Genomic DNA, 13,240 nt, shown 5'->3' with positions numbered 1-13,240 from the left:
CTCCATGGTACCCCTGCTGCCTCGAAGGAGCCTCGATGCCGACCAAGATCCTAGCGATCGACGACAGCAAGACCATGCGCCTGGCCATCAAGATCACCTTCGCGGCCGAGGACTGCGAAGTGGTCGCCGTGAGCAAGGGGTCGGAGGCCGTCGCGCGCGCCAAGCAGATGCCGGCCGACGTGCTGATCGTCGATTCGGTGCTCGCGGCCGGGGAGCCGTCCGGTTACGAGGTCGCCCGCCAGCTGCGCGCCGATCCCGAGACGGCCCACATCCCGGTGCTCATCCTGGTCTCGAACCAGACCGGCATCGACGAGGCCCAGGTCCAGGCCAGCGGCGCCAACGGTGCGATGACCAAGCCCTTCGACACGCAGGAGCTGATGGAGAAGGTCAACGCGCTGGTGTCCGGCAAGGCGGTCGTCAGCAAGGCCGCGCCCGCGCGCCAGCCCGCTGCCGCCGCCGCGACCCCGCAGGCGCGGCCCGTCGCGGCTCCGATCGCGGCTCCGCCAGTGGCAGCGGCCCAGCCCGCGCAGCCGGCTCAGGCCGTGCGTCCGGCCCAGCCCGTCGCGGCGCCGATCCCCAAGCTCGCACCCACTTCCCCGGCCAAGCCGGCCGCCGCCTCCGTCGCACCCTCGCATTCCGGTCAGGGTTCGCGCCTGCCCGCAGCCTTCACCTCGGTGGAAGACATGGCCAACAAGATCCCGATCGCTGTCCCGATCCCCTTCACCTCTGCCGGCTCGGCCACCCCGGGCATGCTCAAGCGCCTGCAAGCCGCGGGTGGTGCCGCCTCGGGTCTCGACCCGCGGGCCGTCGAGGCGCTCCTCGCCCTCAGTCGTGATGTCGTCGAGCAGGTCGTGTGGGAGGTTGTCCCCGACCTGGCCGAGCAGGCGTTGAAGAGCAAGGCGTAGCGCTCGGCGCTGGGCCGCCTCAGGCTCGCCGCAGGGGCGAGGCGAGAGCCGCCTTCATTGCTGCTGCACGTACGGGACGCGGGTCGACGAGGCCTGGCGTCCTGTATTTTTTTTGGCCTTCGGCCCTGATAAAGAACGCTCGAGGAATGCGCATGGAACCGCTCCGCACTGTCTACGATCCCAAGGCGGTCGAGACTCGACTGTACGAGGGCTGGCGCGACGCCGGTCAGTTCAAGCCCGCCGCGGACGCGGGTCAGCCGACCTTCACCGTGGTCCTGCCGCCGCCCAACGTCACCGGGCGCCTGCACATGGGCCACGCGTTGACGGCGACGATCGAGGACGCGTACGTCCGCTGGCACCGTATGGCCGGCGACGCGGCCCTGTGGCTGCCGGGCACCGACCACGCCGGCATCGCCACGCAGGTGATGGTCGAGCGCGACCTGGCGAAGGAGGGCAAGACGCGCCAGGGCATCGGCCGCGAGGCGTTCCTGGCCCGCACCTGGCAGTGGAAGGAGCGCCACGGCGGGATCATCGACACCCAGCACGCGGCGCTCGGGGCCTCGCTCGACTGGTCGCGCGACCGCTTCACGATGGACGAGGTGTCGTCGCGGGCGGTCCGCGAGGCGTTCTGTCGCCTGCACGAGGACGGCCTCATCTACCGCGCCTACCGCCTGATCAATTGGGACCACGCGAGCCAGACGGCGCTCAGCGACCTCGAGGTGGAGCACAAGGAGGTCGACGGCTTCCTGTGGCACCTCGCCTACCCGGTCGAGGGCAGCGACGAGCGGCTGGTGGTCGCGACCACGCGCCCGGAGACGATGCTCGGCGACAGCGGCGTGGCCGTGCACCCGGACGACCCGCGCTACCAGCACCTGATCGGCCGCCACGTGATCCTGCCCCTGACCGGTCGGCGGGTGCCGATCGTGGGCGACGCGATCCTGGTCGACATGACCTTCGGGACAGGCGCGGTGAAGGTCACGCCGGCCCACGACTTCAACGACTTCAAGACCGGCAAGCGCCACGAGTTGGCGGTGATCACGGTCATCGGCTTCGACGGCAACATGAACGCGAACGCGCCGGAGGCGTTCCGCGGGCTCTCCGTGGCCGCGGCGCGCACCGCCGTGGTCGCGGCGCTCGAGGCCGCCGGGGCGCTGGTGAAGGTGGAGCCGCACAAGCTGAACCTCGGCGTGTCGCAGCGCACCGGCGTGGTCTGCGAGCCGCTGCCCTCGGACCAGTGGTTCGTGAGCACCGCGCCGCTGGCCGCGAAGGCGCTGGCGGCGGTGAAGGACGGGCGCACGCGGATCCTCCCGGAGCACCGCACGGCCGACTACTACCGCTGGATGGAGAGCATCCAGGACTGGTGCATCTCGCGTCAGCTGTGGTGGGGCCACCGCGTCCCGGCGTGGCACTGCGCGGCGTGCAAGGGCATCACGGTCGGCCGCGAGGACCCGAGCGCATGCCAGCACTGCGGCTCGGCCGCGATCGCGCAGGACAACGACGTGCTCGACACCTGGTTCTCGTCGGGCCTGTGGCCGCTCACCACGCTCGGCTGGCCGGAGAAGACCGCCGACCTGCAGCGCTTCTACCCGACCGACCTGATGGAGACCGGCTGGGACATCCTGTTCTTCTGGGTCGCTCGCATGATGATGCTCGGCCTGCACTTCACCGGCGAGGTGCCGTTCAAGACCGTGTTCCTGCACAGCATGGTGCTCGGCGAGGACGGCAAGAAGATGTCGAAGACGCGCGGCAACGTCGTCGACCCGATCGAGCTGATTGATCAGTACGGCGCCGACTCGCTGCGCTTCTACCTGGCGACGATGGCCGGGCAGGACCAGGGCATCATCTTTAGCCGGGCGCGCGTCGAGGGCTACCGCAACTTCTGCAACAAGCTGTGGAACGCGGTCCGCTTCGCGGGCATGAACCTCGAGGACTTCGACGCGGCCGAGCTGGCTAGCTGGCGTGCAGCGGTGATCGATCGGGGCGACGTCTCGGCGCTGGCCACCGCCGACCGCTGGATCCTCGCGCGCGCGCTCGAGACGGCGATCCAGGTCGGCGAGCTGCTGGCCAGCTACCGCCTCGATCTCGCGGCCCACGCGATCTACCAGTTCGTGTGGTACGAGCTATGCGACTGGTACCTTGAGGCGGCCAAGCTGAGCCTGCGCGGCGACGCGGCCGATCCGCTGCGCCGCGCCGCCCAGGGCACCCTGGCCACCGTGTTCGACCTGGTGCTGCGCACGCTGCACCCGATCACGCCGTTCATCAGCGAGGCGCTGTGGCAGACGCTGCCGCGGCCGGCCGGCGAGGGCGACAGCCTGATGCTCGCCGCCTACCCGCGGGTCCTGACGCGCGACGCCGCCGGGGCGCCGCTGACCATGGCCGGGCCGGTGCCCGGCGCGGGCGCGCTGCTGGCTGACAGCGGCGTGCAGGCGGCCCGCGAGGACATGGCGGCGATCATCGAGGTGGTCACCGCGACCCGCATGCTCAAGGCCGAGTTCAAGCTGCCGCCGGCGCAGCGGGTCGAGATCCTGCTGCGCGCCGAGGACCCGGCCGCGCAGGCCCGGGTGCTGCGCATGCAGGCCTGCGTGGTCCACCTCGCCCGCCTGCAGTCGCTGCGCGTGGTCGAGGCCGCCGAGGTGCCGCGCGAGTCGGGCAGCGCGGTGGTCCGCGGCGTCGAGGTCGTGCTGCCGCTCATCGGCCTGGTCGACCTCGCGGCCGAGCGCGTGCGCATCGGCAAGGACCTCGAGAAGCTGGGCAAGGAGGGCGATAGCCTGGCCAGGAAGCTGGACAACGCCGGCTTCCGCGCCAAGGCCCCGCCCGAGGTGATCGCCAAGGACGAGGCCCGCCTCGCCGAGATCCGCGTCGACATCGAGAAGCTGGGGCGCACGCGCGCGCGCCTCGGCGGCTGAGCGCGGCCGCGGAAGTTCAGGGCGCCGGACCATCCGCACGGGGTGGGGCTGTCCCGGAGGACAGGTCGTCCGGCGTCGGCGCGGGGGCTGTCTCTCGGGACAGGTCGCTCGGCGTCGGCGCGGGGGCTGTCGCTCGGGACAGGTCGTCCGGCGTCGGCGCGGGGGCTGTCCCCGAGGACAGGTCATCGGGCGCCGGCGTGCAGCCGTTGCGGCTGGTCGGCCTTGTGATGCGCGGGTCGTGGCGCCCGGCGACCCAGCGGCGCACGCCCTCGCGGTCGCGCGGGAGGTCGTCGGCCCAGCGGATCGCCCGCCCGTCGAAGTCGACCGAGATCACGCTGGCGCCGTCGGCCGCGAAGCGCAGCACGAACACCTGTGCGCGGTGACCCGCGAGCTCGCGCGGCTCGAGCAGCGCCTCGGGCCCGGCGGCGAGGTCCCACAGCAGCAGGCGATGGTCGTGGGTGCTGATGACCAGGCGCTCGCCGTCCGGCGACAGGCTGGCGATGTTGCCGAGCGGCACCCGCGGCGCGAGGGTCTGCTGCAGGGCGCCGGTCTCGCGCTCGAACACGCGGACCAGGTTGTCGCGGCTGATCGTGGCGACCCGCCGGCCGTCGCCGGAGACGGCGATCACGCTGAGGTTGAGGGAATGCCCGGGCAGCGGCCAGCGGCGCCCTTGCTCAAGGTCCCACACCTCGGCGATGCGATCGCTGCTGACGACGACCTGGCGCTGCCCGGGCACCGCCACGATCGTGTGCACGGGGCCGTGGTAGTTGTGGATCTCCCGCATGGGGCCGCCCCGGGGCGTTCGGACCACCAGGCGCCCCGCCTTGCCGCCGATCACCAGCTCGCCGCTGGTCGCCACGAAGGCGGCTCGGGCCGCGAGCGCGGCCACCAGATCGACGCGTGTACCATCGCGGAGATCGACGGTGTGGACGCCCTCGGCGCAGATGAGCAGCACCTGCAACGGGTCCGGCAGGCCGCGGCCGAGGTGGCAGAGGCCGTCGCTCGGCGGGACGCGGTAGCTGTGCAACAGGGCGCCGCTGCGGGCGTCCCAGGCGGACAACTCGAGGCCGCGGCGGCCGATCGCCACGCTCGCGTCGGGCGCCAGCGCGAGGTCGTCGAGGGCGCCCGAAAGCTTGAGCTGCAGGCGGGCCTGGAGCGTCGCCGTGTCGAGCACGACGAGGGCCTCACCGCGGTTGATCAGGACCTCGTCGGCCGCAGGCGCGTCGGCGAGGCGCACGGCCTCCGCGCCGCCCGGCATGCGCCAGCGATCGCCGCGCTGCTCGCTCGCGGTCCACAGGAACACCCGCGGATCATTGCCGGCGGTGGCGAGGTAGGTGCCATCGCGCGAGAATTGGACGTCGATCATGAGCGCCTGGGCGCCCGCGAGGCTGCGCTCGTCGAGCTTGTCGGGGTCGGAGAGCTTGACCCCGATGTCGCCGCCCACGGAGGCGATCTGGGCGCCATCCGGTGAGAACACGGCGCGGCGGGTGTAGCCCTTGTGTGGCTGCAGCTCGACGACGGTGTCGGCCACCAGATCGTGGACAGCGAGCACCGTCTGGGCGGTGGGCACGAGCATGCGCCGGGAATCCGCGGAGAAGCGGATCTCTCGCGGCTCGCCCGGGACCACCGTCGGCATCGAGAGCCGCCGCGCCGCGCCGCTGTGCCGGTCCCACAGGAGCACGGTCGCATCGTGCGCGCCGCCGGCGGCGATCCAGCGGCCGTCCGGCGAGGTCGCGCCGATGCGACCCAGCGGCGGGCCGTCGCTGCGGTAGCGCTCGAGCTTGCCGCTGCGCAGGTCGTGCACGTGCACCTCGCTCGGGTCCTCGGCGATGCACGAGATCTGGCGCTCGTCCCACGGGAAGGCGCTGCCGATGCAACGATCGAGGACCTCGCTGGTGCCGCTGGCGAGGTCCCAGCGAAACAGGCCGCGGCTGTCGTCGACCGAGTAGAGCGTGCGCCCGTCACCCGAGAACGAGACGTTGCGGATGCCCGAGCGGTGGCCGACCAGCACCTGCGCCGCGCCGGTCTCGAGGTCCCACACGCGCACGGTGGCGTCGCGGCTGGTGGTCGCGACCCGGCGCTGGTCGGGCGACCAGGCGGCGCGCCACACCTCGTCGCTGTGGCCGAAGTAGGCCCGGGATGTCCGATCGGCCAGGTTCCACACGCGCAGGGTGCAGTCGTCGCTGGTGGTCGCGAGGCGCTTGCTGTCGGGGGAGAACACGGCGCGGCTGATCGAGGCCTCGTGCCCGTAGAGCACGGTCGGGATGCCGCGCTGCTCGATCGCCGCGGCGATCTGACGGATCCGCCGCCAGTCGGCCCCGGGCGAGGTTCGATGCAGCAGGTCGAGCACCAGCACCGGGTCGCTGTCGATGCGCAGCTGGGCCTGCGCGAGCGCGAGGTCGTCGGCCCGCACGACGGCGTCGTTGCGCGCGGTGACGGCGTCGTTGCGGGCCTGCAGCGCCTCAGCTTCGGCGGCGCGGGCCTCACGCTCAGCGATCACGGCGAGGTCGCGCTGGGTCGTGACGCTGCGGTAGCTGACGCTCGCCGTGATCACCACGATGAGCAGCGCCACCGCGGCCACCGCCAGCGGCGCGCGGTAGCGCCGGAGCAGCCGCCGGAGCAGCTCCCACGCGGTGTAGCGGTGGGCGCCGACGATCTGTCCGGTCTGGAAGCGGCGCAGGTCGTCGGCCATCGCCTTCGCGGTCGGGTAGCGCGCGGCGGGATCGCGGGCCATCGCCTTGTCGGCGATCGCGGCGAGCTCCTCCGGCGCCTGCGGCTCGCGCCGCAGCAGCGGGACCGGATCGTCGTAGACGGCCTTGTAGAGCAGCTCGGCGGCGTTGTCGGCGTCGTGCGGGAGCTTGCCGCTGAGGGTCTGGTAGAGGATCACGCCGAGCGCGTAGACGTCGCTGCGGGCGTCGACCGGCGCGCCGGTGGCCTGCTCCGGGGACATGAAGCCGGGGGTGCCGACCACCGAGCCGACGCGGGTCAGCTCCCCGGCGCTCGCGGGCTCGGGCCCGGCCTCGCCCGGCTCGTCGTCGGGCTCGTCGATCTGCTTGGCCAGGCCCCAGTCGATCACGACGGTCTCGCCGAACTCGCCGACCAGCACGTTGCCCGGCTTGAGGTCGCGGTGGATGATGCCCTGCGCGTGCGCGAAGGCGAGGGTCTCGGCGATCGCCAGCACGTGGGGCAGCAGCGCGAGCCGGGCCGGGAGGTCGTGCGCCTCGGCGATGACGCGGTCGAAGGAGCGGCCCGAGACCAGCTTCATCGCGTAGAAGGGCTCGCCCGAGGGCCAGCGTCCGGCGGCGTACACGGGCACGATGCCGGGGTGCTGCAGGCGCGCCGTCAACAGCACCTCGCGGACGAAGCGACGCTCGTCGGTGCGGCGCCCGGCGACCAGCAGCTCCTTGAGCGCGACGGTGCGGCCGAGCACCGGGTCGTGGGCGCGGAGGATCCGTCCGATGCCGCCCTGGGCGAACTTGCCGGCGATCTCGTAGCTGCCGCGGCCGGTGATCGGCAGGCGCGCGGACTCATCTGTCCCCGGGGACAGGTCGTCGTCGCCTGGCAATGTCGCGGGTGGGGTCGCGTGCTCGAGCTCGGGGCTCGGCAGCGTGTCCCGCGTGGCCAGGCCGTCGCCCAGGCCGGTGCCGAGGCCAGTGGCCTGACCGTCGCCCAGGCCGGCGTCCAGGCCGTCGCCGATAGACACGCGACCTGGGAGCGACATGACTTCTTAGGTCAGCGACGAGGCGTCGAAGCCGTGGGGGAGCAGCTCGCGCACGCTGGTGCGCAGCAGCTGGCCATCCGGCACTGCGCTCGAGACGGTCGCGGCGGCGGCGAACTCGAACAGGATCTGGCGGCAGGCGCCGCAGGGGCTGCTCGGCGCCGCGGCGCCGGTGACGATGGCCACGTGCTGGATGTCGCGGGCGCCGTGGGCCAGCGCGTAGAACAGGGCGACCCGCTCGGCGCAGAGGCCGAGGGTGTAGCTGGCGTTCTCGACGTTGGCGCCGGTCCACACCCGACCCGCGCCGTCGAGGATCGCGGCGCCCACGGGGAACTTGCTGAAGGGGCACAGCGCGCCCGCGCGGGCCTCGGCGGCCGCGGCCAGCAGCTCGGCCTCGCGGGGATGGGGCTCAGCCGCCTTCATCGAGTACGTCCTCGAAGTCGTCGATCTCCTCGACGATCTCGGGCTCGCCGGTGGTCTTCTGGCGCGATGTGGTGAGCTTGGGGATGACGACGACGCCGCGGGGGTTGGTGTCCTCGACGTTGTCCGGGGTGTCCATCGCCTCGTCGATGTCGACGACCATGGTCTTGTCCTCGCCGAGGGTCTTGCTCAGCTGGATCTGGGCGTCCTCTAGGCGCTTGCCGAGCTCGCTGGCGAGGTTCCACAGCAGCTTGGAGGCGAGCGCCTGATCGCGGCGGAGGATCTCGAGGATGTCGCGGCGGGCGATCTTCAGCAGCTTGCCGGTCTTGTCCGAGATCGCGGTGGCGCGCGAGATGTCGCCGGCGATGAGGTCGGTCTCGCCAAAGCACTGGCCGGCGTGGATCGTGGCGATCGTGGTGCCGCCGCGCGAGAGGGTGACGGCGCCCTCGAGCACGGCGTAGAGGTCGCCGCCGCTGCTGCCCTCGCGGCACAGCACCTCGCCGATCCGGCACTGCTGCATGCGCGCGATGTTCATGATCTTGACCAGCTGCTGGTACGAGAGCTGGTCCATCAGCGGGATCCGGCGCAGCGTCTCGACCGTGAAGTTGAGCTGGGCGGCGCGGCTGGCCGAGCTCTCGTCGTGCGAGACCTGGACGACCAGCGCCGTGATGTTGTCCTTGCCGCCGCGGCTGTTGGCCAGATCGATGAAGCGTCCGGGGATCTCCTCGATGTTGGTCAGGGCCAGGTTGCTGGCGATCTCGGCGTCGTCGAGGTAATCGTAGAGGCCGTCGGAGCAGAGCAGGAACGCGTCGCCGGGCAGGATCTCGAAGTCGAGGATGTCGACCTCGACCATCTCGTAGACGCCGACCGCCCGCGTCATCGCGTTCTTGAAGTTGGCGTAGGGGCTGACGGCGAACTCGTCGGCGCGGACCTTGCCGCTGCGGATGAGCTCGTTCATCAGGCTGTGGTCCTCCGTCAGCGGGTAGACCACGCCGTTGCGGCTGAGGTAGATGCGGCTGTCACCGACGTAGGCGATAAATCCGCGGGCGCCGATCGTGAGCAGCGCCACCACGGTGGTGCCCATGCCGCGCTTCTCGGGCTCCTGCTGGGCCTTGTGGAAGATGCGTGCCGAGGCGCTGTGGACCGCGTACTCGAGCAGCGCCACCAGCTCCATCTGGCCCGTGCCATCGACGTCGGCGGTGCTCAGCAGGTCGCGTTCGGTGAACACGACGTCGCGGATCGTGTGCACGGCGATCGCGCTGGCCACTTCGCCGGACGCGTGACCTCCCATGCCGTCGGCGACGACGTAGAGGTTGAGGTTCTTGTCGATGAGGAAGTTATCCTCGTTCTGGGACCGCTTACGTCCCACGTCGGTGGCTGCCCAGTGCTTGATCTCCATCGTGGTGCGACCTGCTTCAGGGGGCTTCGGGGGGACTTCGTGGGAGCGCCGCGTTACAGCTCCGCGGGGGCCGCCGCCGAGAATACGGCATCAAGCGGGCGCTGGGCGGCCTCCAAGCCGACGATCCGCACGCCGATCGCCTCGAGATCGCCCTGACCGACGGCGGTCCCGTCGAGCCAGACGCCGTCCGGCAGACCGCGCGCCCCGGCGGGTCCGGGCTCGAGCTCGGGCTCGTCCTGCTCGCAACTGTGGGCCTCGGCGGCCTCGTCGAGGCGCTCGGCCAGGGGTATCGGCTCGGCAGCGCTCAGGCCCCGGGTCATCGGGTCGCGGGCGAGCCGGCGCAGGTACTCCAGCTCCAGCCCGAGCTTCTGCGCGGCGCACAGGCGCAGGCGCAGCTGCCGGGCGGCCATGGTCGTGCCGCGGGCGATGACCTGGACCGCGAGCTGACCCGGGTGCTGGCGCCGGTACTCGAGCACGGGGGCCAGGTTGGTGAGGTTCGGATGCTCGTCGTGCTCGACGAACAGCACGAGGCGGTGCGGCAGGCCGACCCCGCCCACCAGCATGCCGGCGGCGGCCGGCGGCCGGATCAGCCGCAGGCTCACCCCCGGCCGTGACGGCGGCCAGCTGCCGCGGCCGGGGAGGGGACGGCCGGCGTGCAGGCGTTGGAGCTCACGCGAGACCTCACCGCGGACGCGCTCGAGCGCGACGGTGTCCTCAAAGGCGAGGCGATCCCCGAGCACGAACAGCGGTGGTCGCCCGAGATATCCGCCGGCGCGCTGCACCTGCACTCTCAGCGCCAGCTGGGCGGCTTCGAGGCGGCGCTCCAGACACAGCTGCGGGCGGGTGGTGGTGGGTCGACCGATCTCGGCTGCCAGGGCGGCGGCACCCCCCGGCCGGGCCAGGCGCAGCGCCAGCCGATCGCGGCCGTCGCGGTCGAGCAGGCGCAGCGCGGCCTCCTGGGCGCCGTCTTCGCTGGCGGCGACGAACCAGCGCAGCAGCGCCAGGGTGTTGGGGTCACGGACCATGCCGGTGGCGACCGGCTCGATGCGCACGTGCAACGAACCCCGGTGATCGCTGACCAGGCGCCGCAGCTCGATCCACAGCGCCAGCGGCGGCACGGGGTCGCGGCTCAGCGGGTCGAGGTACACCGTCAGCTCGAGCGGGGCGTCGACCGGGCCGAGCCCGGGGTCGGCCGCCGCGCTGCAGTCGGGCGCCGACGCGGGCGCGCCGGCCAGCAGCGCGAGGAGCAGGGCTGCGAGCACGGGACCCACTTTGGCGGGAGCCCCGGTCGCTGACAAGAGGGTGGGTTCCGGCGCGGCTCGTCGGGGCGGTGTGATAGCTTGGCGCCGCTGATGCTCGCCCTGATCCTGCGCAGCTCCATCGCCCTGGCTCTGGCCGCGCCCCCCGAGGCGAGCCCGCAGCCTCGCGACTATGCAGGGACCGAAGCCAGCGAGGCAGCCGCCACGGAGCCATCAGGCAGCGATCTCTCGCCGCCGTCCGAGCTCGCCCCGACAGCACCGGTTTCGCCGCCCGTCTCCGTTCCCGCGTCGACGACCCCTGATGTCGTCGAGGGTCCCGTCGAAGAAGAGGATGCCGCCGACGAAGTGCCGTACGACCCGCTGGTCGACAGCCCCGAGGCGATCCGGGCCCGCCACTGGGTGCGCAGCGGGGCGGTGTTCCTGGCCCTCGGGGTCGTGCTCACGATCGGTGGGATAGCGATGAGTCAGGCCAAGATCAACAACCCCGAGACCGGGGTGATGAATTGCAATCGACTCGGTGACCCGGCCGGGAATGGTTGCACCGAGGGCGGCCGCAATCGGGCCACGGCGGCGCTGGTGGTGCCCGGAGCGCTGTTGCTGGGCGGCGGCATCGCCATGCTCACCGTCGGCAAGCGGCAGCAGAAGCGCCTCGCCGCCAGCGTGCGGGCCGACCGCCAGAGCTTCGCGCTGGGCCTCACGCTGCGCTTTTGAATTCGCCCGGCATCGGCCGGCATTTGCATTTTCGCGCTTGCTCTCCCGGCCCGTCCAGGCATCCTCGCCGGCATGCGCGTCTTCGCACTATCTCTCTCCGTGGTTCTCCTGCCGTTCGCCTGTGGTGACGACGAAGCCACCACCGAACCGGGCAGCACCGGCGCCAGCGTGAGCGACTCCGCTGCCAGCACGGGCGGCGTAGCCACCGACGACACCGCCAACCCGACCAGCGGCGATCCCAGCGGCGATCCGACCGGCGATCCGACCGGCGAGGTCCCCCCCAATTGCGGCGACGGCAACGTCGACCCCGACGAGCAGTGCGACGCCGGAGCCGCGAACTCCGACCAGGGCGCGTGCACCAGCGTCTGCAAGAACGCCAACTGCGGCGACGGCCTGGTCGAGGCGGGCAAGGAGGAGTGCGACGACGCCAACGTCAATTACCAGGACGACTGCGTCGCCGGCTGCAAGTTCGCGACCTGCGGCGACGGCTTCCTCGCCCCCGGCGAGACCTGCGACGACGGCAACGACATCAACGACGACGACTGCGCCAACGACTGCGCGCCGAGCAGCTGCGGCGACGGCCAGACCCAGATCGGCGAAGCCTGCGACGACGGCAACGAGATCGACGGCGACGACTGCCTCAACACCTGTCAGGTCGCCAAGTGCGGCGACAAGGTGGTCCACACCGGGGTCGAGGAGTGCGACGACGGCAACGTCGTCAACGACGACGGCTGCACCAACGCCTGCACCCTCGGCGGCGTGGCCCCGGGCTGCGACGACAAGCTGAAGAACGGCGACGAGACCGACATCGACTGCGGCGGCAGCTGCGGGCCCTGCGTCGACGGCCAGACCTGCGGCGGCAATGACGACTGCCAGAGCGGCGCGTGCAAGGGCGGCGTGTGCGAGCCCAAGGGCGGGCCGACGCTGATGCCGGGCAATTGCGCCGAGGCGATGGTCGGGATCGACGCGGCCTTCGCGGGTGCGATCATGGGCAACTGCGGCTGCCACGGCGGCGGCTCGGGCGGCCTCAAGTTCAACGACGCGGCCACCTTCAAGGCGGCGACCGTCAACGTGAAGGCGACCAACGCCGACATGAACCGGATCACCCCCGGGAAGATCGACGAGAGCTACCTCCTCTACAAGGTCCACGGCCAGCAGGCCAACGCGCCGGGCGGCGGCGGCAGCCAGATGCCTCTCGGTGGCATGAAGCTCGCCGACGACAAGCTCTGCTTGCTGATCAACTGGGTGAAGAGCATCAAGTAGGCGTGCACCTCGAGGCCGGCCACCCCGACGCCGCGCACCCGCTGCTGGCCCTCGCCGCGCGCGTCCTCGAGGACATGGGCGGCGAGGTCGTCATCCACACCCGGGACGACAACCTGGTCCGCAGCCGCCGCGACGGCGACCCCGGTCGTGCCCCGTTCATCGTCGAGGCCGCCGGCCTGCCCAACCTGCTGCACGAGCTCGTCCACGTGCTGCAGTTCGGTCGCCTCGCCGACGACCACGGCGTCGACTACGGTCAGATCCCCTTCGACCTCGCCGACCCGGCGCAGCGCCGGTTCTTGTGGGAGGAGCTGGCCTGCTGCGTCGTGTCCTGCGCGTACCTCGAGCCCGCCGCCGAGGCCCCGTGGTTCGCCGAGCAGGTCGGGATCCAGGGCGTCTTCTTCGGTCACGAGGACGATGAGCCCGGCTTCCTCGCCGTCGTCGATCGCATCGTAGCGGCCCACGGCGCTGAGCTCGAGGCCGTGATCGCCGCTGCCTACGCCGAGGTCGAGCGCTGTCTGGCCCGGGTCGGGGCCGGCCCGGGTGCGAGCCCGCGGGCTCACCTGCAATTTTCTCCGCTCTGGGCCCGGTTTCGCGCCGATCACGCCCAGTAGCGCTTCCAGCTGGCTGCAGCGACCTTGTCAGCCCGTGAAACCGCGGCG

General features: G+C 71.9%; 9 protein-coding genes. 5 read left to right on the top strand and 4 right to left on the bottom strand.

Features of this window, described 5'->3' with window-relative positions; genetic code table 11:
• Positions 1 to 35: 35 nt before the first annotated feature.
• Positions 36 to 905 (top strand): response regulator transcription factor, encoded by an 870-nt coding sequence (locus IPJ59_RS12955; protein ID WP_293255270.1) that lies wholly within the window; start codon positions 36 to 38, stop codon positions 903 to 905.
• A 152-nt stretch (positions 906 to 1,057) separates the two neighbouring features.
• The gene (locus IPJ59_RS12950; RefSeq protein WP_293271883.1) at positions 1,058 to 3,811 is read left to right on the top strand and encodes a valine--tRNA ligase; all 2,754 of its coding nucleotides are present in this window, start codon (positions 1,058 to 1,060) and stop codon (positions 3,809 to 3,811) included.
• Positions 3,812 to 3,827: 16 nt separating this feature from the next.
• On the opposite strand, the gene IPJ59_RS12945 is transcribed toward IPJ59_RS12950, so the two are convergent.
• The 4 genes from IPJ59_RS12945 to IPJ59_RS12930 are packed head-to-tail and all read right to left on the bottom strand — an operon-like array spanning position 3,828 to position 10,610.
• Positions 3,828 to 7,532: a WD40 repeat domain-containing serine/threonine protein kinase gene (locus tag IPJ59_RS12945; protein WP_293271882.1), complete on the bottom strand. Its 3,705-nt coding sequence runs from the start codon at positions 7,530 to 7,532 to the stop codon at positions 3,828 to 3,830.
• A gap of 6 nt (positions 7,533 to 7,538) precedes the next feature.
• Positions 7,539 to 7,952, bottom strand: coding sequence for a cytidine deaminase (gene cdd, locus IPJ59_RS12940; RefSeq protein ID WP_293255279.1), 414 nt, complete (start codon positions 7,950 to 7,952; stop codon positions 7,539 to 7,541).
• Positions 7,939 to 9,348, bottom strand: a complete 1,410-nt coding sequence (locus IPJ59_RS12935) for a protein phosphatase 2C domain-containing protein (protein ID WP_293271880.1) — start codon at positions 9,346 to 9,348, stop codon at positions 7,939 to 7,941. Before IPJ59_RS12935 ends, cdd begins: the two co-directional genes overlap by 14 nt.
• 53 nt (positions 9,349 to 9,401) lie before the next feature.
• Positions 9,402 to 10,610: a hypothetical protein gene (locus tag IPJ59_RS12930; protein ID WP_293271878.1), complete on the bottom strand. Its 1,209-nt coding sequence runs from the start codon at positions 10,608 to 10,610 to the stop codon at positions 9,402 to 9,404.
• A 90-nt stretch (positions 10,611 to 10,700) separates the two neighbouring features.
• On the opposite strand from IPJ59_RS12930, the gene IPJ59_RS12925 reads away from it, so the two are divergent.
• The 3 genes from IPJ59_RS12925 to IPJ59_RS12915 all read left to right on the top strand — a co-directional run bounded on the left by IPJ59_RS12925 (position 10,701) and on the right by IPJ59_RS12915 (position 13,192).
• Complete coding sequence (locus tag IPJ59_RS12925; RefSeq protein WP_293255288.1) at positions 10,701 to 11,318, top strand: hypothetical protein; 618 nt, start codon at positions 10,701 to 10,703, stop codon at positions 11,316 to 11,318.
• A 72-nt stretch (positions 11,319 to 11,390) separates the two neighbouring features.
• Positions 11,391 to 12,581: a DUF4215 domain-containing protein gene (locus tag IPJ59_RS12920; protein WP_293271877.1), complete on the top strand. Its 1,191-nt coding sequence runs from the start codon at positions 11,391 to 11,393 to the stop codon at positions 12,579 to 12,581.
• 2 nt (positions 12,582 to 12,583) lie between these two features.
• Complete coding sequence (locus IPJ59_RS12915) at positions 12,584 to 13,192, top strand: hypothetical protein (protein WP_293271875.1); 609 nt, start codon at positions 12,584 to 12,586, stop codon at positions 13,190 to 13,192.
• The last annotated feature ends 48 nt before the right edge of the window (positions 13,193 to 13,240 follow it).

The sequence above is a fragment of the Nannocystis sp. genome, assembly GCF_016714285.1.
Classification (GTDB): Bacteria; Myxococcota_A; Polyangia; order Nannocystales; family Nannocystaceae; genus Nannocystis.
This window is presented reverse-complemented; position numbering and strand designations above follow the sequence as displayed.